This is a genomic window from Thermoflexibacter ruber, assembly GCF_900113045.1.
Lineage (GTDB): Bacteria > Bacteroidota > Bacteroidia > Cytophagales > Thermoflexibacteraceae > Thermoflexibacter > Thermoflexibacter ruber.
This window is the reverse complement of record NZ_FONY01000006.1, coordinates 168,498-190,866: the sequence shown is the minus strand read 5'-3', so window position 1 is coordinate 190,866 and position 22,369 is coordinate 168,498. Positions and strand designations below refer to the sequence as shown.

Genomic DNA, 22,369 nt, shown 5'->3' with positions numbered 1-22,369 from the left:
GTAACTACTCCTAAAATCGCTGATAATGCAGTAACTACTGCTAAAATCGCTGATGCTAACGTAACCACTGCTAAGTTAGCTGACGGAAGTGTTACTACTGTAAAAATTGCTGATGACGCTGTTACTTTGGCAAAAATTCAAAATGGAGGGGCAAATCAAGTCTTAACCACTGATGGAGCGGGAAACCCTCAATATGAAAACAAATCTATCTTTGTTCCAGCAACTACCGCTGGCATATTAGTAGGCGATGGCTCCACAGTAACAGGAGTTACTCCAACTATAAATACTATTTTTAAAGGTAATGGTACTACCTTAGTGGCAAGTAATATTACTGATAATGGAACGTTAGTAACTATAAACAGCCAACTGACTCAAACAGGGGCTGCGAATCAAGTTACTTTTAATGGCAATGTTGATGCCACTAATGGTTTAGATGTTACTGGTGCAAATTTAACAGTGAATGGCGGTAATCTTTCTGTAGGAGCGGGAGCCTTCACTGTTAATGGAACAAGTGGGAATGTTAGCGTTGCTGCGGGTAACTTTCAAGTGAATGGAGGAAGTGGTAATTTAAGTATGGGGAGTGGTAATTTAGTTATTAATGGAGGTACAGGGAGCATAAATGTTGGAGCAGGTAATTTACAAATTACAGGGGCAAATGGAAATATTAATGCTGGAGGTAATTTCTTAGTAACAGGAGTAAATGGGAATCTTTCTATTGGAGGGGCATCTGGATTTAATATTACAGGAGCTACAGGTGCTTTAAACATTGGTGGTGGTAATTTCACAGTAGCCCCAGCTACAGGAAATACATTGATTGCGGGAACTATCACGGCAAGTAACCTCAATGCAGGTGGGATAGTAAAAGCTGCGGCAGGAACAGGATTGCTTTCCGTAGGGACATTAGCCCCCAGCGATATTCCTAACTTAGACGCTTCAGTAATTACTTCTGGTACTTTACCTATCACCAGAGGGGGAACAGGGGCTGGCGATGCTACAACAGCAAGAACTAACCTTGGCTTAGGCTCAATGGCTACCCAAAATGCAAACGCTGTGAGTATTACTGGGGGAACTATTGATGGAACGAACATTGGTGCTACTACTGCGGGGACAGGGAGATTCACTACTTTAACTACCACCGGAGCATCTACTTTTGGAGGAGGTCTAAATATGAGTAGTAACATTATTTCCAACTTAGGAACTCCTGTTGCTTCCGCAGATGCCGCGACCAAACAATACGTAGATGATGCTACTTTAGGCTTAGGAACTGCAAGTAACGGAATCTTAGTAAAAAATGCAGGCGTTGTTTCAGGAGTTACAGCCACAAACAATGTAATTTTCAAAGGAAACGGCACTACCTTAGTAGCAAGTAACATTACTGACAATGGAACGGTAGTAACTGTAAATAGTCAGCTTTCCCAATCTGGTAGTGGGCAAGTAACTTTTAGTGGCAATGTAGATGCTAATGCAGGTTTAGATGTTACTGGTGCCAACCTGACAGTGGGAAGCTTTAATGTAAATCCTACCAATGGCAACATTAATACCAATGGAACAATTAATACTACAGGTACAGGAGCGAGTTCCGTAGGTGGAAATTTCAGTGTAGGTGGAAATCTTACAGTTTTAGGAGCTTCTGTTTCTCTCACTGCTACTGATGTTTCTTCTTTCCAAATAAATAGTAGTACTCCTGCTATTACTCAAATTTTAAATACCGTTCGTCCTTCAGGTACTGCAACTGACGATGTATTAGCTACAGAAAAAGCAGTAAGAGATGCCATAGATGCTAATATGCTTACAGCAGATAATGGCATTACTATCACAGGCACGAATGCACAATTAGGAGGCGACTTAGTACAAGCAACCACTATCGAGTTAAATGGGAATGACCTTACTGTTAATGGTAATGGTAATGCTTTCAATATCTCTGGTGGAGCAGGTCTGAACGTAAATGACTTTGGAGCGACCACTTTATCTGGAACGTTAGATGTTTTAGGTAATACTACTTTGGCAGGCACCCTTACCATTACAGGTTTGACAAGTGTTACTGACCTACAAACTGATGCAGGAGGAACATTAATTAATGCCAGTGATGCTCGCTACAAGAAAAATATCAAACCTATTGAAAATGCACTTGAGAAGGTAAACCAAGTTGATGGAGTAACTTATCATTGGAAAGAAGAATTTTCAGATAATAAAACTCTTCAGTTAGGGGTAATTGCTCAAGAATTAGAAAAAGTATTCCCTAATTTGGTGCATACGAACGATAAAGGTTACAAATCAGTGAATTACATTGGTTTGATTCCTGTGCTTTTAGAGGCTATCAAAGAACAGCAAAAACAAATTGAGGCATTGAGTAACAAGGTAAATACATTGAATACAGAAAATAATACCTTAAAGGCACAAGCAAATGAAACAGCAAGTTTGAAAACACAAATGGAAACCATGCAAAAGCAACTCAACGTGCTCATGTTGCTCATGCAAAACCAATCTCAAACAAATAATAATACCATTGAAAAAGTAAGCGACAAATAATCAATCTTGTATTTTAAAAAGAAAGTAAGATGCTAAATATAATCATAAAATACAAAATCTTGTCGCTACTGATACTTTGTTGGGCTTGGTTAGCTCACTATCAAGCTCAAGCCCAACTTATTAATAATGGTGCGACAATAGTTATCAAAAATGGGGCTTCCATTACTACCTCAAGTCAGTTGGAAAACCAAAATAATGGTCAAATAACCAACGAGGGTAGTTTATTGATAAAAGGAAACTTGAATTACACCTCAGGGACGCTAATTAATAGCGGTAATATTACTTTACTTGGCAATCTACAAATGAATGGCTTGCTTACCAGCAATTCTAACAGTGCTTTTATCTTGACAGGTACATCACAAGAGATGAATGGAACATCATCTTTGAGGTTTTGGAATTTACTTGTTGGGAATAACTTAAGTTTTCTTAATCAAAAAGTAACACTGAATCAGAATATCATCATTGCTAATCAACTAAACTTGTTAGGCATTGGCTATATAAATCTGAATGGGAAAAATATCAACTTTGGGCAAACAGGAAAATTAGTAGGGGAAAATGAACAAAATCGTATTCGTGAAGAAGGTAGCGGTGGCTTTCTCCAAGCAAGTAATAGAACAGATGTTGAAAATATTGCTGGCTTAGGTATATCATTAGTTTCCTCTGCTAACTTAGGGAATATCAATGTAAAACGTGGACATGATGCCTTTACCAACCAAGCAGGGCAAAGCATTAGACGTTATTTTGATATTACCACTACCAATCCAGTTGCCAAAGATGAAACTAAACTTACTTTTAGATACTTCAACACAGAAATAGCACCCAACCAAATAGAATCTAATTTACAACTCTCTGAATCTAAAGATGCAGGAGTAAATTGGCAAGAGAAACAAGGTAGCTTATCAGAAGATGGCAATTTTATAGAAACCTCAGATTTTAGCTTAGTAGCTAATCAAACATCGCGTTGGACAATCTTTGAGAAAAATCTCCCACTAAGAGTCTCTTCCAATACCCCTATTTGTAGCAGCGAATTGCGATTAGAAGCTAATCAAATAGAGGGGGCTACTTATACATGGACAGGTCCTAACAATTTTACAGCTACCGGCCGAACCCCCGTGATTCCTTTTTCTACTAACTTACAATCAGGGATTTACAAAGTTATTGCCAAAGTCAATGGAAGTGAACTCGTGGGGGAAACGCAAGTAATTATAGGAAGTAGTTTGTTTAATACAGAAACCAGACCGATTTCTTGTATTGGAGGTGCAGATGGGGTTATTAGAGCCACTTCTACGCATCAAAGTACTTTAACTTTCCTATTGGTCAATAACAATGGCACAGTACTTGGCACACAAACAGGAACTAATGCAGAATTCAATAATCTTTCCAAAGGAGATTACACGATAATTTCTCAAAATAATACAGGTTGCCAAACTACTAACAAAGTTACCGTAACCGAACAGAACTTCGTTCCTGTTGATGCAGGTAGAGATGTAAGCATCTTACGAGGTTCATCTATACAGTTGCAAGCCACAGGAGCGAGTACTTATACTTGGACACCAAGCAATACTTTAGATAATCCGAATACGGCTACGCCTACAGCAAGACCAGACGTTACTACAATTTACAAAGTTACAGGACGTAATGCACAAGGCTGTGAAAGTACCGATGAGGTTACTGTATTTGTGTTGGAAACCTTAAATGTCAGCAAGGTGCTTTCTCCTAATAATGACGGAGTAAATGATTTTTGGACGATTGAACGAATAGAGGATTTTCCTAATGCAGAGATTGTCGTATATAATCGCTGGGGACAGGAAGTATTTGCGACCAAAAGCTATCAAAACAACTGGAATGGAACAGGGGTTAATGGAGCGTTGCCAGAAGCCACCTATTATTATGTTATCAAAATTGATGATAATAAATTCATCTCTGGCTTTTTCTCCTTAGTACGCTAATATGGTGTTTAATTAAATAAAGTATAAAAAAATTACAATTTTTTCACAATATTTTCCTATTAAGTGAGTTTATATAATAGAAATTTCAAGAAAATCAATCATTTTTTACAAGCCGCTTGATGAAAATCAGACAATAAAAACTTTGAAAGTATGGAACTGATAAAATATAAATTATTCGTTTTTTTTGTGTTGTGTATGATTGTAGTAGCAGAGGGGGCATTGAAAGAGGTAAAGGCTCAGGAAACTTCCTTATTTACTCAATATCATCAGAATAAGTATTTTTACAATCCTGCTTATGCAGGTTATCATGGCTATTCCGTAGCACACCTTGTGTATCGCAAGCAATGGTCTGGCTTGGAAGGGGCACCAGAAACCATGCTTTTTTCCTTTCAAACGCCGTTTAGCAAAGCAATGGGTGCAGGAATGAGGATTTTTCGCGATAACACGGGCGTAGTAAGTCGTACAGGAGCGCAGGCAAGCTATGCGTATGGTGTCAAGTTTGATGAAGATAATCAGTTACATTTTGGCTTATCTTTGGGAACTTTGGTAAATAGCGTTCGTTGGGAGCTATTGAGTGGTTCTGACTTGCAAGACCAAGCACTGTATCGCTTAAATAACTCCTTTGTAGTAGATGGGGCTTTTGGCGCATATTACAATTTTAAAGGTTTGGAAGTAAGTTTTGCCTTCCCCCAGCTTTTCAATAGGTCTTTAAGAGAAGAAAACCTCAACTCAACAAGTCCTTTCAGATACATCAACCAATCAGTCGCCGCAGTTTCTTATCGTGTGGAATTGCCCAATAGCCAATTATCTATTACACCTATGGTTTTGCACAGATTTGGGACTTTTGCTATCCAAAAAGCAGGACAGTTTGACGTAAATGTGGTAATAGATTGGAAAGAAACATTTTGGCTATCTTTTTTGCATAGAACAGATTACGGCAATGCTATTAATGCAGGTCTGCACTTAGGACAGTTTTCTTTTGGCTACGCTTATGAGTTTGCCAATAACAAAAGCCTAATAGGCAATGTTTCTAATGGTTCGCATGAAATTTTAGTATCATATCATTTTGGCAGGAAGAAAGAAAAGAAAAAAGTAGAGCCAGAAGACAAAGACATTGATAATCAGATTGTAGTAAGAAAAGATAGCATTGATGAAAATAAAGTTACAGAGGTAGAAAAAATAGACTCTTCCGCAGTTACCCAAGTAGATGAACCCAAGACTGTAATAGATTCTGCCACTATAGAAACAAGTACACCATCAGAAAAACAAGTTTTTGAGAAACCAGAAGTAGGCAAAAAGTACGTGGTCAGTGGCTTATATTTTGCGACAGGCTCAGCTCAAATAGAAAAAGCCTCCTTCCCTGCCTTAGATAATATTGTAGAGTTTTTACGAAAAAATCCTAACCTGAGAGTAGAAATAGGAGGGCATACGGATAATGTAGGTAATAAAGCCTCTAACCAAAGGCTTTCAGAAAATAGAGCCAAAGCTGTAGTGGATTATTTGAAAGGAATAGGCATAGATGCAAGCCGCATCACTTTCAAAGGCTATGGAGATACCCAACCTATTGCCAGCAATGATGACGAGAAAGACGGTCGCGAACTAAACCGAAGAATTGAAATGAAAATTATAGAGTAAAATTGATTTTGATAACGAATCAAACCCGTTTGAATCTAAAAATTTGAACGGGTTTTTTATTTTGAATATACTCTTTAAAACTGTACACAAACAAAAATAGGCTAATACTTGTAAATTTGGGAAAAATTAGTAGATTATATCTATTTTATGGTCAAACAAGGGGAAAGCAATTATGCTTTTTTCTATGCTCAGCATAGCGATTCGCTATTATGTGTACGTCTGAATCATGTTTTCGCTCCTATAGATAAGTCCGCTACACGTATTCTTTCTGACCTTGATAGCTGAGCTGGCTCTACCAATAGCTCAGTGTGCGTAAGGGTAGCTAACGCTTGTGATGCAGGAGGCAGTCCAACATTCAAAACGACCTCTATTAGCTGTTCTTTAGGGCATAGTACTTATAGCTGTAATAACTCATATATTTTATCTCAAACTCAAAAATTAAATGCTAATTTTGCGTATAATTTTTGTGAAAATATTAGTCTTAGATAAAGCAAACAAACTTCTTTAATACGTCAAACTTATGTGTGGAATCGTCGCTTACTTGGGTGAGCAGGAAGCCTGCCCCATTGTTTTAAAAGGTTTAAAACGCTTAGAATATAGAGGTTATGACAGTGCGGGAGTAGCACTTATTCATCAAAATAACTTATCTGTTTTCAAAAAAAAGGGAAAAGTTACTGATTTAGAAAAGCATCTTGCCGATAAGGCAATTACAGGAAGTATAGGCATGGGACATACCCGGTGGGCTACGCATGGAGAACCCAATGACATCAATGCTCACCCTCATTTCTCCTCTGACAGTAGATTAGCTTTGATTCACAACGGCATTATCGAGAACTATGCCACTATCCGCCAAGAACTTATGCACAAAGGGCATCAGTTTTTAGGGCAAACAGACTCTGAGGTATTGGTTCACTTCATAGAACAAATACAAAAAGAAAACCAATGTTCTCTTTTTGAAGCGGTGAGAATAGCCTTGAACGAGGTAGTAGGGGCTTATGCTATCGTAGTGATGTCTGCCGATGACCCTAATCAGTTGCTTGCGGCAAGAAAAAGTAGTCCTTTGGTGATAGGAATTGGTAAAGACCAAAAAGAATTTTGGCTTGCTTCTGATGCTACGCCTATCATAGAATATACCAACGAAGTAGTTTACTTGGACGACCACCAAATTGCTATCTTACAAAAAGGGAGCATGGAAATCAAAGACATTAGCAATGTGCCTACTACTCCCTATATTCAGTATTTAGACTTGACCTTAGATGCCATAGAAAAAGGTGGTTTTGATTCTTTCATGCTCAAAGAGATTTTTGAGCAACCAGAATCTGTGCATAACTGCCTAAGAGGAAGACTAATCGCTGAAAAAGGACATCTCCAATTAGGAGGCATCAACAAGTATATAGATAGGCTACTCTATGCCAAGCGAATTATTATCTTAGGTTGTGGGACTTCTTGGCACGCAGGTTTGGTAGCAGAGTATATTTTTGAGGAGTTGGCACGTATCCCCGTAGAGGTAGAGTATGCTTCAGAGTTCCGCTATCGCAATCCTATTATCTATCCTGACGATGCTGTCATTGCCATTTCCCAATCGGGCGAAACGGCAGATACCTTAGCAGCCATAGAATTAGCAAAAAGTAAGGGCGCAACTATTTTTGGCGTTTGCAATGTAGTAGGGTCTTCTATCGCCAGAGCCACGCATGAAGGGGCATATACCCACGCAGGACCCGAAATTGGGGTAGCAAGTACCAAAGCCTTTACCGCTCAGGTTACAGTATTGCTGATGATGGCTTTGATGATAGCTAAAAAGCGACAAAATGTTGCCGAAGCGCAGTTTTCTGAATTGCTTTATGAGCTAGAAAGTATCCCTGAAAAAATAGCTAAAACACTAAAAATCAATGAGGAAATAGAAAAAATAGCTCATATTTACCAGCACTCCAGCAATATGATTTATTTGGGTAGGGGTTATAACTTCCCTGTAGCTTTAGAAGGAGCTTTAAAACTCAAAGAAATTTCCTATATTCATGCAGAGGGCTATCCTGCGGCAGAAATGAAACATGGACCTATTGCCTTGATAGATGAAGAAATGCCTGTAGTATTCATCGCTATCAAAGACAATTCTTATGAAAAAGTAGTGTCCAATATCCAAGAAGTAAAAGCAAGGAAAGGACGGGTCATTGCCATAGTCAATGAAGGAGATAATTTGATAAGTAGTATGGCAGACCATGTGATAGAGATTCCAGCAACTTACGATGTGCTAACTCCCTTACTTACAGTGATTCCTTTGCAATTATTGGCTTATCATATTGCGGTGCTTCGAGGCTGCAATGTCGACCAGCCTCGTAATTTGGCAAAGTCGGTAACGGTGGAGTAAATCTATTTATCCCACCCATACTTACCAAGTAAGGGTACAAAGACAAAAAAATCCAAAGCAGTTTCTTTGATTTTTCCATTGGGTAATTTATCTATGCAATACATTTGCTGACTTTGTAAATTACCCACTGGAATCACTAAGCGACCTCCCTCAGCTAACTGCTCCACTAAGGTATGCGGTACAGTGGGTGCGCCCGCAGTTACCAAAATTTTATGATAAGGGGCAGAAGGAGTAAAGCCCTGTGAACCGTCTCCATAAATAAAATTTCCCTTGTATTTAAGTTTTTGCAAGAGATGTTTAGCTTTTTCATAGAGTTTACGATTGTATTCTATGGTGTATAAGTTTGCACCCATTTCTATCAATACGCTTGCTTGATAGCCAGAGCCTGTGCCTATCTCTAATACTTTCTCTCCTATTTGCACATCTAAAAGGCTAGATTGATAAGCTACTGTGTAAGGTTGAGAAATCGTTTGTCCTTCTCCAATATTAAAAGCCTTGTCTTGGTAAGCATAAGATAAAAAAGCAGAGTCCAAAAATAAATGTCTTGGTACTTTATTCATAGCTTCCAACACACGTTCATGAGTGATACCCTTTTTGCGTAGGCTATTGATGAGCACTTGCCTCATTCCTTTGGTCTTGTAGGTATCTGCTGCCATAGAGCTGTTAAATTGGAGTCTAAATATACAAATTTAATTTTTTTACTTTGTTTTTTTATATTTTTCACTCACTTCTTTAATGCTTTGGTTCAAGTCTTTGAACTTAAAATGGAGTAAATCAGTAATTTTTTTGTTGTCGTAGGTGTGTGTGCTTTGCATAGCACTGATAATTTCTTTGGGCAAAACGGTTTTAGTAATGCCTAATAAACTTGCTAACTGGGATAAAAAGTAAGCAATACTAAGCACGGACTGGTTAAGTGCATATTTGGGTACAGGTGTTCCCAAAACTTGTGCTACTTTGGCAAAAAAATCTTTGTAAGCAATACTTCCTGCATTGAGAATAAATCGCTCATTGCTTACTTCGTGGTGTAGCAAGTGATAGACTATTTCCGCTACGTCTGAGGCATCTACCAAATTAATTTTGCCTTTTGGATAAAAGCGAATACCTTTTCGCAAACGGTTAAAAATCTGCCCTGATGATTTGTTTAATGAACTGACTCCCAAAACAGTGGAAGGGTTTACTATGACTGCATTCAGCCCCTCTGCTATGCCTCTCCAAACTTCCATTTCTGCAAAATGCTTGGATTTAGCATAGATAAAGTTCGTATTATCTTCGTTCCAACTTGCTTTTTCATTGACTAAATGTGCATTCTCAGGAACTCCTATGGCGGCTACCGAACTGACATGGCAAAATTTTTTAATGGGAGATTTTAGGGAAGCATTTACCATGTTCGCCGTTCCTTCTATATTGATTTTGAAAACTTTTTCCTTGTCTTTGGGGAGCATGGAAACAGCAGCGGCAGAGTGAATTACATAAGTCATTTGTGGCAATATCTCAAACAAGAGGCTTACATCTAAAATATCTCCTTCTATCCAAGTGATTTGCTTGGCAATGTCTTCTACCAATTCCAAACTACTGTCTTTCCTTTTCAAGGCATGAACTTCCTTGCCTTCTGAAACCAATTTGCGAGTGATGTAGCTCCCGACTAAGCCTGTTGCTCCTGTAATAAAATATCTTTCCGCCACCATGTATCAATAATAAAACTTTGACAAAGCCCTTGAGCTTTGTCAAAGTTAATTTAAACAAATATTTTTCTTTATACCAACATTCTCAATGGGTCTTCGAGTAAGCCCTTTAAAGTCCGCAAGAAATCCGCCGCAGTTGCTCCGTCCACTACGCGGTGGTCGCTGGACAAGGTTACTTTCATAATATTGCCCACTTGCATTTGTCCATCTTTTACGATAACGGTTTCTTTGATGCCTCCTACTGCCAAAATACAAGCATCTGGTGGGTTGATAATCGCCGTAAACTCATCTACTCCAAACATTCCTAAGTTAGAAATAGTAAATGTATTTCCTTCCCAATCAGCAGGTTGCAATTTTTTATCTTTGGCTTTTCCTGCTAAGTCTTTGCTTTCCGCCGCAATCTGAGAAAGAGATTTGCTATCTGCAAAGCGAATCACAGGGACGAGCAAACCTTCTGGAACAGCTACTGCCATACCAATATGAATATGATGGTTTTGACGAATCTTATCTCCCAACCATGAGGAGTTGATAGCAGGGTGTTTTTTTAGTGCCATCGCTGCTGCCTTAATGACTAAGTCATTAAAAGAGATTTTGACTGGGGAGATTTCGTTCATGCTATTGCGTGCTGCTATGGCTTTGTCCATGACAATCTCCATAGTAACGTAGAAATGTGGTGCAGAAAACTTACTTTCTGACAGTCTGCGAGCCACAGTTTTACGCATTTGTGAAGTAGGAATCTCAGTAAAACTCTCTTGACCAATTACTTGTGGCGTGCTTATGACAGGACTTACAGTTTTAGATGTGCTTGTCGAGGGAGTGGGTTGTGCTTCTGGGCGATAGGATTCTACATCTTTTTTGGTAACTCTACCGTTCTCTCCTGTACCTTTAATTTTAGCTATATCATATCCTTTTTCTTGTGCCATTTTTCTTGCCAAAGGAGAAGCAAAAACACGACCTCCTGAGCTTGTAACAGGCTCAGAAGCAAGAGATTGGGAGGCAGTAGTAGCACTGACCAAATTGGTGTCAGTAGTAGATGCAACTGCTTCTGACTTACTCATACTTACAGTAGAGGCGGCATTGAGTAGTTTTTGGTAATCTGCTCCAGCTTCCCCAATAATCGCAATGATGCCGTCCACAGGCACAGACTTTCCACTTTCCGCCCCAATATAAAGCAAAGTGCCTGATTCATAGCTTTCTAACTCCATAGTTGCCTTGTCAGTTTCTACCTCAGCCAAAATGTCCCCAGATTTTACCTTGTCCCCTACTTTGACTAACCAGTTAGCAATCACCCCTTCGGTCATCGTATCACTCATCTTGGGCATACGCACTATGGTTGCTTTGATTTTAGCTAAATCATCAGTCGAGGCTTGTGCCACCGGAGGAGTAGTAATAGGAGTTTCTACTTTTACTTCTGCTTTTGGAGTAGGCGAGGATACCGCTCCTCCATGAAGCAAACTTTGGTAATCTTCCCCTTCCTTGCCCACTACAGCAATGATACCATCTACAGGCACAGCTTTGCCTTTTTCTATGCCTATGAAAAGTATAGTGCCGTCTGCATAGCTTTCCAACTCCATTGTTGCTTTGTCAGTTTCAACTTCTGCTAAAATATCTCCAGATTTTACCTTGTCGCCCACTTTGACTAACCAATTAGCGATTACTCCTTCGGTCATGGTATCGCTCATCTTGGGCATTCTGATTACTTCTGCCATAGTGTATATCCTAAATTTTTTGAGTTTTCTTGTCTTTAATTATTCAAAAATAATTGATAAAGTTAGAAATCAAAAATATTTTAGATGTAGGAAGTGAGTTTTTTTCATTTTGAACTAAAATTAAAACTACCAGCTAAAAACTATATGTTTTTGTTATTTTTGTAAGGTTTTTATTGAGCGAGGCAATAACTTATTCTAAATGTTTAAAGTAGAACAATTACGCTGGGCAACAGTGGAGGAACTCATGCGATTTCACGATGAGAAAATTCCTTTTTCAGACTGGGGAATCAAAGGGCATAATCGTCCTTTTATTTTGAAAAACTGTCATTTTCAACAAGGAATGAAAGTAGTAGAAGTCGGCGGTGCGTATAGCGACCTTCCGCAGTACATTGCCCAAAATTACGATTGTGAAGTCCATGTAATTGATGACTTTGGGGTAGAAAGCGGCGAACCGCTTTGGAACAGATGGGGCAGTCGTGAAGAACTAATGCAAAAAAATCCTAATGTAAAGTATATATTTGAGAGAGTTGGCAATATCCATAACCCCAATATCCCTTTGGATTATTATGATGTCATCTTTTCTGTTTCTACCTTAGAGCATATTCCCCCTACTGCGATGTATGATGTATTTACTCACATGGGTAAAATGCTTAAAAAGGGAGGTATCATGGTGCATTGCATAGACTTACAAATTCCCTTAAAACTGCACAAAACCCACAACTTGAAAGGATTATTATTAGGAACAGTAGGCTATTATCTATATTTTACTTTTGCTACCCCTTTTGCAACTGTCAAAAAACCACAGCTAAAAACACTGAGAGGCTGGAGGTCATTTTTGAAAAAAACTTTTAAAAATGAAGTTTCTTTTCAAGGGGTTAAAGTAGATGACGCATGGACAAGTACGGTTAATACTGATATAGTAGTAGAGCCAATGGAAATAGTTTATAGCATCTACCCCCCTAAAAATGAAACTAAACTCTATCGCAGAAATGGAACTTTCGTTTTGATAATGAGAAAAGTCTAAAGATTAGACTATTAGTTGTACCTTCTATTTTTCCAATTACTTTTTACTTGTCTGGCTGGGGCTGTGCCATTAGTGAAAGTAGCAGACTTGCTAATTTTTTCAACTAATTTGCTTACTAAAACGGCAGCAATTTTTTCTTCATCTGCTTGGGCTTGGGTAGCTATGTGTTCTGGTTTAAAGTATTTTTCTACAAACTTAGTATCAAACTTTCCTGATGCAAAAGCCTCATGTCCAAGTACATACTTGCAAAAACTTAAAGTAGTTTGTATGCCTGTAATTTGGAACTCATCTATAGCACGCATCATTCTTTGGATAGCTTCAGTACGAGTATCTGCGTAGGTAATCAACTTGGCAATCATGTTGTCGTAGTAAATGGGGATTTCCATGCCCTCCTCAAAGCCGTCATCTACCCTAATGCCTACCCCTCTTGGTGGTCGGTAAGTTTGGAGTTTACCTACTTCAGGCAAAAAATTATTGGCAGGGTCTTCGGCACATACCCTTACTTCTATAGAATGTCCTTTGATTTGCAAGTCCTCTTGCTTGATAGTCAAGGGCTGTCCTTCGGCAATGAGTATTTGCTGTTTTACCAAGTCCACCCCTGTAATCATCTCTGTAACAGGGTGTTCTACTTGCAAGCGGGTATTCATTTCCAAAAAATAAAAATTCAGTGCCTCATCTACCACAAACTCCACTGTCCCCGCTCCATAATAATTGCAGGATTTAGCTACCAAGACTGCACATTCTCCCATCGCTTTGCGAATTTCGGGAGTAAGGCAGGAGGAGGGAGCTTCTTCTACTAATTTTTGATGCCTTCTTTGAATAGAACATTCTCTTTCAAAGAGATATACTACATTGCCATGTTGGTCGCCAAGCACTTGTATTTCTATGTGCTTAGGGGAAGTGATGTATTTTTCTATGAAAACCGAGCCATCGCCAAAAGCCGCACTTGCCTCGCTGATAGCCCTTTGCATCTGTTCTTCAAACTCATTTTCGTTATTAACTATCCTCATGCCCTTGCCTCCCCCGCCTGCACTTGCTTTGATAAGAATAGGATAGCCAATTTCTTGTGCTTTTTTCTTAGCCTCGTTAATGTCTATAATCGCTTCCTTTAGACCCGGTACCAAAGGAATACCAAACCTATCCGCTGCTTTTTTTGCCTCGATTTTGCTTCCCATTATCTCTATAGAATAGGGCGAAGGTCCTACGAAAATCAAACCTGCTTCGGCTACTTTTTGTGAAAAAACAGCACGCTCAGAGAGAAAGCCATAGCCAGGGTGAATCGCATCTGCTCCTAAATTCTTAGCTATTTCTATGATTTTATCCATTTGCAAATATGACTGAGCAGAAGGAGGTGCCCCTACGCAAACTGCTTCATCAGCATACTTGACATGAGGCGAAAAACGGTCAGCTTCGCTATAAATAGCAACCGTTTGAATCCCCATCTCTCGTGCAGAACGCATCACCCGCAAAGCAATTTCTCCGCGATTAGCAACCAATAACTTTTTGATTTTCATATTTTCGCTTAATCCGTTTTAGGTGGTGTTTTTAATACCTTCATCAAAAAGTAACCTGTTACTAAGGTTACAGTTACCTGAACTATTATCATCATTAAAAGTGCCGTAGTAGTCATATTTGAATATAGAATTAAGAATCTGAAATTTCGAAGAAAATAACACTAATCATTATAAAACTGCTTCGCCTTGTCTTACTTTTCTCTTCCCGTGTGCTATAAAAATGATAAAGGCAATGATAGCAAAGGCAGACAAAAGCAGTATGCGTCCAATATTGATATAAAATTTGTTTTCTTCTAATTGTGCTATGGTTGCTGGGTCGGTAGTGTTTGCTATCTGCTCATTCAGTCCTTTGTGCATAATTTGGGCAATGATAGAGCCATTGTCTAAATTCCAGCCTTGACCATTGAATAGCCCTGCGAAAGCCGCACCCCAATCCCCTCCCGCAGGCGAGCAGAAAGAGGCAATAAATACAACTAACAAAAGCATCGGGGTTATATATTTGATGATAAAGCGATAAAATTCAGGAACTTGTATGTCCGCACCCATAGTGATTTCATGCCAACCTTTTTCCAAACCAAAAATCCAAGAAAACAAAATCACCTCAGCCATAGCAAAAACTACCAAAGAAACTGTCCCCGCCCAATAATCGTATTCGCCAAAAACGCCTTCATTATAGAAGAAAACAGTGGGTAAACCTAAAACGGTAGTAAAAAGTCCAAAAGACCAAGCCGCTTTTTCTCTTTTCCAGCCAAATTCATCTTGCATAAAGCCCATCCAAGGCGTTCCCATGGCTAATGAAGAAGTTATGCCTGCAAAGAACAACAAACCAAACCACATCATACCCGCTAAGGCAGAGAAAAATGTCCCCCATTGCTCGAATAAATACGGCATAGTTTGAAAAGCCATAGAAAAGCCTGCTTTTTCTTTGACCCAAGCTAAACCCAAGTAGCCAGCAGCAATTGGGATAACAATAGATGCTCCTAAAACGATTTCTACAAAGCCATTCATCCAACCCGCCGACATCGCATTGAGGGCTACGTCTTCCTTAGAACGAACATAAGAGGCATAGCAGTGAATCGTCCCCATACCTACGGAAAGCGTAAAAAATATTTGCCCTGCCGCCGCCAGCCAAACTTTGGGATTTGCCAAAGAGTCAAACTTAGGCTCCCACAAGTAGTTCATTCCCAAGAAAGAATCACAATCAGTGCAACCTTCTGGAGCGCCTGAAGTCCCTAAGGTAATACCTCTGATGGCTAAGATAATTCCAAATAGAATCAATAAGGGCATACCAATTTTTGCCGCTACCTCTACCCCGCCTTGCAAACCCCTTGAGAGTATGTAAGTATTTAGGCTAACACATATCAAATAAAAAACCACTGCTTCATACGGAATGCCAGAAGTAGTGGTAGAAACATTGATATAATCTGTAAAAAATTGAGCAACTTCGCTTTGGCTCTTGCCATCAAATGTTCCAAAAAGTGAATGGAATACATAAGATAGCGTCCAAGACTCAATATAACAATAATAAGCAGCAACGGCAATATTGGTAAAAATTCCAAAAGTACCTATGTACTTCCAGTATTTTCGCTTTTTGTCCATTTCCTGTACGATAAAAGGAGTAGAGTGATGCCCAAACCTTCCACCAAAACGTCCCATAGACCACTCAATCCATAGGAGCGGTATGCCCATAATTAGAAAACAGACTAAGTACGGAATGAGAAATGCCCCTCCACCGTTTTGAATAGCTTGCATAGGGAAGCGTAAGAAATTGCCCAAACCTACCGCATTTCCTGCCATAGCTAATATCAAACCTATGCGTGAACCCCAAGATTCTTTATTTGCACTCATAATTATATGGTTAAATGAATGTAAGATTACTTAGTGATTAATCCTAAATCAATTTGGTAGTTCTATGTAAATGAACGGGTTAAATTGTAGTCAAATACTAAAAAAACATTTACTTAGAACTTTTGATAATGCAAAACAAAGATAATTTTAAAATTAAGCAATATTTTTAAGGTTTAAATACACAAAAAATTAATATGAAGGTTTTTTATCGCTATTTTATCCTCCACCTTAGCCCTGCATAGACCATTCTCCCAAAAATAGGTCCCCAAACAATAGCACTATCAAAATATCGGCTAAAAGGAGCTTCGTGGGCAATGATGGGCATTTCTTGGCGAAAGTTCAAAATATTTTCCAGACCTACATATACATCAAACTTCTTTTGATTTGCCGACCAAGCAAAACTCTTGGTAATCTGTGCATTCATTAAGAAAAAAGTAGGTGAGTAATCGGCTAAGCGATATTTCTCAGGGTTCATACTCGTATTGGGCAGGCGTTTTCTACCCCACCATTGCAAGGTATAGTCAAAAGTCCACTTGCTACGCGTCATGTAGGCAAGATTGACGAAAGCGCGATGCTGGGCTACCAGAGGTCTTTGCAAAAGTTCACCGTGGTAGGTGGTTTTTACATCGTACCAACGGTAGGCTAACCTTATATCAAAGTGCTTTGCCAATTCGTAATTTATTTCTGTTTGAAAACTATTGGAATAAGACTTCCCATCTAAGTTGTAAAAATTAATCTCCCTCGCTGACTTGTCCAAATCTACCACGACCTGATTTTCAAAATTAGTTCTATAAAAATCTATGCTGATGCTTCCTTCCTTGCTGGCAAGGATAAAGTCTTGATGAAGATTTATACCAAAGTTCCAAGCTACTTCGGGGTTCAGTCCATAAGCCTTGCTATTGATGTTGTCGGTTTGGATACGCATAACCCTTGAACTTGCAAAAATGGACATATTTTCTGCAAAAATATTGGCAGTACGCTGTCCTCTTCCTGCTGCAAATCGGAAAACAGTAGTTTCCGTAGGAGCATAACGTGCATGAAATCTGGGAGTTACAAATATACCAAATAAATTATGATAGTCTGCCCGAAGCCCTGCCACCATATTGAACTTCTCAGAGTGCGTATAAGTGTATTCAAAAAATGTTCCTGCAACTACTTCTTTCCGAGCGAATTGGAGAGCGTTAAATCTCTCATCATAATTATCGTAAAGCAGACTTGTCCCCATTTTGACGAGGTGATTGGTATTGCCTATGATACTTTGATAAATCAAATTGGCATAGCCTGTCTGCTGATTGCCTTTGTAAGTAGTAAAGCCAAAGTAAGCATCTTGTCTGTAATCTGTCATAGAAAGCTGTAAACCAACACTTTGATAAGGTTTTTTCTTATTTACCCAACCAATTTTTCCCCAACCTTCAGAGCGTTGTGTATTGATTTCTAAGCCCCAAATCGGAATTTTCTGGAAGTTTTCATTGATTCGTTCTGCGTGTTCCTCTGGCGTATGCAAAGAGTGGTCTATGGGTTCTATTCTACTTGTTTGTCCATTTTGCTTATAGTCAAACTCTCCGCCTAATTTGCTGTCTTTCACATATTTGATACCAAATTGGGCTTCTATACCCGTGTTGGCATTGCGATATGCCCAGCGATTAATGAAGTTGATCTGATTAGTCAAAGGAAAATCTAAGAAATGGTCCATATTCATATCGCTACGAAAGGGTCTTGTACTTCCATGCAAGAGCAAAGCAGTTCCCCAGCGTCTATTGAAAGTTTTGCTCAAATTGAGGTTTGCTTCCATTCTCCCGCCGCCGTCTATGTAGGCATTGAAAAACATTCTTTCTTGCTGTTTTTCATCAAATTCTGGCTTTTTAAGCTCTACGTTGATTTGTCCTGCAATAGATTCGTATCCATTAACCACAGAACCAACTCCTTTGGCAACTTGGATACTGTGAATCCAAGTACCCGGTATATAGGAAAGTCCAAAATAAGCCCCCAAACCACGCACCGAAGGCATAACTTCCGTCGTAATTTGCGTGTAAGTCCCTGCCAATCCCAACATTTCTATTTGCTTTGTGCCGCTCACTGCATCAGCAAAATTGACATCTACGGAAGGGTTAGTTTCAAAACTCTCTGACAGATTGCAACACGCCGCCTTAAATAACTCCTTCTCTGTCATCACTTTGACTGCCTTCGTTTCTATGTAATCCGTATAAGAGGCTTTGCGTTCCCCTACTACCTCCACCGCCTCGAGTTCGGTATTGGATTGCAAGACAATTTCCAGTTCGTGTAAATTCGTGAAATTCGTGGCTATGTCAATCGTATCATTTTTAAACCCTACAAAGCTGACAACCAATTTTTTAGACTCCTTAGAAGTCTTGATTTCAAACTTGCCTTCTTGGTTTGTAACTGTACCTTGTTGCGTACCCAGCCAATAGACATTCGCCCCAACCAAAGGTGTTTTAGGTGCTTCGTACACAGTGCCTTTTATCGTGCTTTGGGCGAATATTTTTACCGATGGTAGTACTAACAAAGGCAAAAAAAATGATAGTAATATCTTTAATCTATTGTTTTCCATAGATTTTTTTTTGCAAAATTCGTAAATAAATACCACAATGCTCTTACATAATTTTTGAAAAGTTGTATAAGATTATTTTCTTTATTGTTGTAAAATATAAATCTTATGTGTAATTATTTATAAATAAATAGTGAAAATAAGCAATATTTCAAAATAAAAATTTACTTTTGCTTATGTAAAAAATTAATTTTAGTAATATGCAATCACAAGCCTTTACAGTAGAAGAATACCTCGCCTCTCTTCCAGAAGATAGGAAAAAACCTATGAGCCAATTAAGAGAAACCATTGTCCAAAATCTTCCCTCGGGTTTTGTAGAAGCCATGACTTACGGGTCTATAGGTTATGTAATCCCTCATTCCTTGTATCCAAGCGGCTATCACTGCGACCCCAAGCAAGCCTTACCTTTTTTGAATATTGCCTCTCAGAAAAATTTTATTGCTGTTTATCACATGGGTATATATGCCGACCCAACTATCCTGAATTGGTTTGTTAATGAATATCCTAAATACAGCAAAACTAAATTAGACATGGGAAAAAGTTGTATTCGCTTCAAAAAAATAGAGGCTATCCCTTACGAACTCATTGGGGAGTTGGCTTCAAAAATCTCACCCGAACAGTGGATTGCTTTATACGAGGCACAAATTAAAAAAAGTAAATGACATTTTTTTCCTTCATCGTCCCGTATAGGAATCGCGATAGTATTCGCGTAAAAAACTGCCTACAATCTATTCAAAATCAAAACTTTGCTGATTTTGAAGTCATTTTCATAGATTATGGGAGCGATTTAGCCATACAGCAAGCAACGGAAAAACTATGCGGCACATTTCCCAAAGTAAAATACTACTTTTTTGATACTCAATACCAGTTTTGGTCACGCTCCCACGCAATTAATTTGGGCATATTGCAAGCACAAGGACAGTTCTTAGTTATTGTCGACATAGATTTGATTTATCCGCCTAACTTTACTGACTTACTTAAAAATAAGATTGATGAAAATTCTTTTGTGCAATACCAATGTTACTATCTACCTGAAAATCAGCAAAATTGTCAAAACTTGGACTTCTCCAAAACCTATCCTTACAAGGTCAGTAGCACAGAGTTTGCCGCAGGACTAATCGCTATGCCTAAGGAAAAAATGCACGAAATAGGGGGGTATGATGAGTATTTTAAAGTGTGGGGAGTAGAAGACATGGATTTGAAAAAGAGGCTTTTAGCCGCAGGCGTACAAGGAAAGATATTGAGTATCAATGAAGCCCCGACCTTTCACCAATGGCACGCTTCTGCTTCTAACGAAGACCTCATGCCTGCCCTTTGGCTCAAAGCTATGGAAAAATATGCTAAGGAAAAAATAGTCTCTCCCCTACCCTATCTGAAAAAACTCATTGATAATCAAGAGTTTAATGAACAAAGAGTAGCTTTAAAATTATTAAAGGCTGGGAATTTTTCATATGCTTTTGCTTTTGAGTATCCTACTTTGCAGTCTTTTGTTAAGTTTTCTCAAGCATTTTTCTCCCTCCAAAAAGGAGAACATATATCAGTTAATCAGGAGTTTACACCTATAAAGGTACAAGAAAAATCGCGTCTTGGACATTTATTTTCAACAATAAATCAGTTATTGGAAAAAACAAAAATTTCTTACCGAATCACCGAACTATTTACCTTTGAAACCGAAGCAGTGAATTTTATCAATGTTAGAGATTTTTTGTTTTATTTTATTGCAGAAAATCAAAATTATATAGCTGATTATGCTTTTGAAACTACTTACCATAAGCAAATTAGGTGTGTCTTGGTAAAAAAATAATTTTTAAAGCAATGATTGTTTGAATTTTTTTATCTTCTCTACATCTTTGAAACCTGCACTAACTTCAAAACGGCTGTTGATGTCCACAGCGTGAATGGGTAGGCTACTTAAATGCTTAATTTCTGGCACGTGTTGCACATCAATCCCCCCACTTAGAAAAAAGGGTACTTCATGTTTGTAGTTTTTGAGTATGTTCCAGTCAAATGCAACGCCATTCCCTCCTAAGTTAGTACCTTTGGTATCAAAAAGAAAGTAATTTATATATGGTTTGTAAGCCTCCAACTGCTTAAAATCAAAACTTTCTCCTATACTAAAAACTTTGATGATTTCTACTTGCGGCATAAAACTATCCAAAGAGGCAAGTTTCATTTTCAAATGATGGCAAAAATCTGCGGTTTCATTGCCGTGCAACTGTACTAAATCTAAACGATATTTAATAATTTTTTCTACAATTATTTGCAAGGAATGATTTACAAAAACACCTACTTTTTTAGTTTGCAAAGTGAAATCTTTGGGAAAGGAGAAATCGTCTTGTACAAAGCGAGGAGATTTTTCATAGAAAATAAAGCCCACGTAATCAATTCCTAAATTGACCACTTCTATAATATTGCTTGATTCTTTCATTCCACAAACTTTGATTTTCATAATTGTTGGGTTAAATAAGTTCTAATTGGCTCAAATCCAAGTCATTCATACACTTGAAATGCCCCAAAGGACAAACAGGTGCCCCGGCTTTGGAGCATGGGCGACAGTCTAAATTTTTATTTTCTAATAAAATAGAATTTTTCGTATAAGGTTTAATGCCGAAAAGCGGCGTTGTCGTTCCCCAAATAGAATAAACCGTTCCGTGAAAAGCTGCCGCTATTTGAGTCAAGCCCGTATCATGCCCAATCACTCGCTCCGCTTGCTTAACTATGGAAGCAGATTGGCTAATACTTAGCTTTCCTGAAAGATTGATAATTGCTTGTTTACTTTGAGAGTTAATGATTTCAACCAATTTATTTCCATTATCAATATCCTCTTTGCCACCTACTAAGACCATAGGACGATTAATTTTTTCACATAACTCTACCATTTTATTTAAAGGTAATTTTTTAGTAGCTTCACTCCCTCCTATTACGTAAGCTACATAGCCTTGATGAAACGCTAAAGGAAGGTATTGCTTTGTATCTATCTCATGCTCAGGCAGAATAAAGTAGTCTAAACCTCTCTCGTCGTTCTTTACACCCAAAGAAGCAACTGCCTCAAAGTACCTATCCACAATATGAGAATCGGGCATTCGGTTAATCTTCAGCTTTACAAAAAGCCATCTTTCTATTACGTATTTTTTGTAAGTAAATTTTTTTCCTGAAAGGCTCAGTTTCATGCGTAAAGTCCGCAGATTTTTGTGTAAATCAATTACATAATCGTATTTTTCTTGGGCTAACTCTTGAGTAAGCTGCCCTAAATTATCTTTGAGTAAAAAAAGTTTATCTATGTACGAATTGGCAGCCAACATTTCTGCATAACTCGCTTTAGTAGCAAAATGTAGTTCACAATCAGGAACTTGCTGTTTCACACAACGAATAATAGGGGTAGTCCAGACAATATCTCCAATAGAGGAAAAGCGAATAATCAGGATTTTGGGCATATCAGTTTGGTGGTTCAGGTATAAGTTTCTTATTTTTGGTTAATTTTTCTTTTTTCTCAACAATCAAAAACGCTAAAATACAATCATTAAAAGCACAAACTTTATTAAAAATTG

General features: G+C 38.4%; 16 protein-coding genes. 8 read left to right on the top strand and 8 right to left on the bottom strand.

Translation table 11 applies throughout. From position 1 onward, the window contains the following. The 5 genes from BM141_RS05235 to glmS form a co-directional block, all read left to right on the top strand. The coding region (locus BM141_RS05235; RefSeq protein ID WP_143090805.1) for a tail fiber domain-containing protein at positions 1-2,529 on the top strand (2,529 nt) is incomplete at its 5' end. A gap of 29 nt (positions 2,530-2,558) precedes the next feature. Continuing rightward, positions 2,559-4,478, top strand: a complete 1,920-nt coding sequence (locus BM141_RS05230) for a T9SS type B sorting domain-containing protein (RefSeq protein ID WP_091541217.1) — start codon at positions 2,559-2,561, stop codon at positions 4,476-4,478. A gap of 150 nt (positions 4,479-4,628) precedes the next feature. Further along, the gene (locus BM141_RS05225; RefSeq protein WP_091541213.1) at positions 4,629-6,113 is read left to right on the top strand and encodes a PorP/SprF family type IX secretion system membrane protein; all 1,485 of its coding nucleotides are present in this window, start codon (positions 4,629-4,631) and stop codon (positions 6,111-6,113) included. 147 nt (positions 6,114-6,260) lie between these two features. Further along, positions 6,261-6,398, top strand: a complete 138-nt coding sequence (locus tag BM141_RS22790) for a hypothetical protein (RefSeq protein WP_177217266.1) — start codon at positions 6,261-6,263, stop codon at positions 6,396-6,398. Between the two features lie 235 nt (positions 6,399-6,633). Next, entirely contained in the window at positions 6,634-8,478 is a 1,845-nt protein-coding gene (gene glmS / locus BM141_RS05220) for a glutamine--fructose-6-phosphate transaminase (isomerizing) (protein WP_091541210.1), read from the top strand. A gap of 2 nt (positions 8,479-8,480) precedes the next feature. Here the strand turns inward: glmS and BM141_RS05215 are convergent, their stop codons facing one another. The 3 genes from BM141_RS05215 to BM141_RS05205 all read right to left on the bottom strand — a co-directional run bounded on the left by BM141_RS05215 (position 8,481) and on the right by BM141_RS05205 (position 11,869). Next, positions 8,481-9,134 (bottom strand): protein-L-isoaspartate(D-aspartate) O-methyltransferase, encoded by a 654-nt coding sequence (locus BM141_RS05215; RefSeq protein WP_091541206.1) that lies wholly within the window; start codon positions 9,132-9,134, stop codon positions 8,481-8,483. Positions 9,135-9,176: 42 nt separating this feature from the next. Further along, positions 9,177-10,163, bottom strand: coding sequence for an NAD-dependent epimerase/dehydratase family protein (locus BM141_RS05210; protein ID WP_091541203.1), 987 nt, complete (start codon positions 10,161-10,163; stop codon positions 9,177-9,179). A gap of 68 nt (positions 10,164-10,231) precedes the next feature. Next, positions 10,232-11,869 (bottom strand): pyruvate dehydrogenase complex dihydrolipoamide acetyltransferase, encoded by a 1,638-nt coding sequence (locus tag BM141_RS05205; protein WP_091541200.1) that lies wholly within the window; start codon positions 11,867-11,869, stop codon positions 10,232-10,234. A gap of 199 nt (positions 11,870-12,068) precedes the next feature. Between BM141_RS05205 and BM141_RS05200 the strand changes: the two genes are divergently transcribed. After that, entirely contained in the window at positions 12,069-12,893 is an 825-nt protein-coding gene (locus BM141_RS05200) for a class I SAM-dependent methyltransferase (RefSeq protein ID WP_091541197.1), read from the top strand. A gap of 11 nt (positions 12,894-12,904) precedes the next feature. Here BM141_RS05200 and accC read toward each other — a convergent pair whose 3' ends face one another. The 3 genes from accC to BM141_RS05185 form a co-directional block, all read right to left on the bottom strand. Continuing rightward, entirely contained in the window at positions 12,905-14,407 is a 1,503-nt protein-coding gene (gene accC, locus BM141_RS05195; protein ID WP_091541193.1) for an acetyl-CoA carboxylase biotin carboxylase subunit, read from the bottom strand. 168 nt (positions 14,408-14,575) lie between these two features. Then, entirely contained in the window at positions 14,576-16,255 is a 1,680-nt protein-coding gene (locus tag BM141_RS05190) for a sodium-dependent transporter (RefSeq protein ID WP_091541187.1), read from the bottom strand. 211 nt (positions 16,256-16,466) lie between these two features. After that, positions 16,467-18,824 carry a TonB-dependent receptor gene (locus BM141_RS05185; RefSeq protein ID WP_143090804.1) on the bottom strand — a complete coding sequence of 786 codons (2,358 nt, stop codon included), beginning with the start codon at positions 18,822-18,824 and terminating at the stop codon, positions 16,467-16,469. Positions 18,825-19,021: 197 nt separating this feature from the next. Here BM141_RS05185 and BM141_RS05180 point away from each other — a divergent pair, with 197 nt between their 5' ends. Together BM141_RS05180 and BM141_RS05175 are read left to right on the top strand one after the other, a co-directional pair. Continuing rightward, entirely contained in the window at positions 19,022-19,483 is a 462-nt protein-coding gene (locus tag BM141_RS05180) for a DUF1801 domain-containing protein (protein ID WP_091541180.1), read from the top strand. Then, positions 19,480-20,625 (top strand): glycosyltransferase family 2 protein, encoded by a 1,146-nt coding sequence (locus tag BM141_RS05175; protein WP_091541177.1) that lies wholly within the window; start codon positions 19,480-19,482, stop codon positions 20,623-20,625. Before BM141_RS05180 ends, BM141_RS05175 begins: the two co-directional genes overlap by 4 nt. A 3-nt stretch (positions 20,626-20,628) precedes the next feature. Here BM141_RS05175 and BM141_RS05170 read toward each other — a convergent pair whose 3' ends face one another. Further along, a complete protein-coding gene (locus BM141_RS05170; protein ID WP_091541174.1) occupies positions 20,629-21,270 on the bottom strand; it encodes a phosphoribosylanthranilate isomerase in 642 nt (213 codons plus the stop codon). Positions 21,271-21,280: 10 nt separating this feature from the next. Further along, a complete protein-coding gene (locus BM141_RS05165; RefSeq protein WP_091541170.1) occupies positions 21,281-22,255 on the bottom strand; it encodes a glycosyltransferase family 9 protein in 975 nt (324 codons plus the stop codon). Positions 22,256-22,369 lie beyond the last annotated feature (114 nt).

Excerpts from the sequence above, each read along its gene's own strand:
- BM141_RS05230 (WP_091541217.1), top strand. The coding sequence starts at position 2,559 with ATGCTAAATATAATCATAAAATACAAAATCTTGTCGCTACTGATACTT.
- BM141_RS05225 (WP_091541213.1), top strand. The coding sequence starts at position 4,629 with ATGGAACTGATAAAATATAAATTATTCGTTTTTTTTGTGTTGTGTATG.
- BM141_RS22790 (WP_177217266.1), top strand. The coding sequence starts at position 6,261 with ATGGTCAAACAAGGGGAAAGCAATTATGCTTTTTTCTATGCTCAGCAT.
- glmS (WP_091541210.1), top strand. The coding sequence starts at position 6,634 with ATGTGTGGAATCGTCGCTTACTTGGGTGAGCAGGAAGCCTGCCCCATT.
- BM141_RS05215 (WP_091541206.1), bottom strand. The coding sequence starts at position 9,134 with ATGGCAGCAGATACCTACAAGACCAAAGGAATGAGGCAAGTGCTCATC.
- BM141_RS05210 (WP_091541203.1), bottom strand. The coding sequence starts at position 10,163 with ATGGTGGCGGAAAGATATTTTATTACAGGAGCAACAGGCTTAGTCGGG.
- BM141_RS05205 (WP_091541200.1), bottom strand. The coding sequence starts at position 11,869 with ATGGCAGAAGTAATCAGAATGCCCAAGATGAGCGATACCATGACCGAA.
- BM141_RS05200 (WP_091541197.1), top strand. The coding sequence starts at position 12,069 with ATGTTTAAAGTAGAACAATTACGCTGGGCAACAGTGGAGGAACTCATG.
- accC (WP_091541193.1), bottom strand. The coding sequence starts at position 14,407 with ATGAAAATCAAAAAGTTATTGGTTGCTAATCGCGGAGAAATTGCTTTG.
- BM141_RS05190 (WP_091541187.1), bottom strand. The coding sequence starts at position 16,255 with ATGAGTGCAAATAAAGAATCTTGGGGTTCACGCATAGGTTTGATATTA.
- BM141_RS05185 (WP_143090804.1), bottom strand. The coding sequence starts at position 18,824 with ATGGAAAACAATAGATTAAAGATATTACTATCATTTTTTTTGCCTTTG.
- BM141_RS05180 (WP_091541180.1), top strand. The coding sequence starts at position 19,022 with ATGCAATCACAAGCCTTTACAGTAGAAGAATACCTCGCCTCTCTTCCA.
- BM141_RS05175 (WP_091541177.1), top strand. The coding sequence starts at position 19,480 with ATGACATTTTTTTCCTTCATCGTCCCGTATAGGAATCGCGATAGTATT.
- BM141_RS05170 (WP_091541174.1), bottom strand. The coding sequence starts at position 21,270 with ATGAAAATCAAAGTTTGTGGAATGAAAGAATCAAGCAATATTATAGAA.
- BM141_RS05165 (WP_091541170.1), bottom strand. The coding sequence starts at position 22,255 with ATGCCCAAAATCCTGATTATTCGCTTTTCCTCTATTGGAGATATTGTC.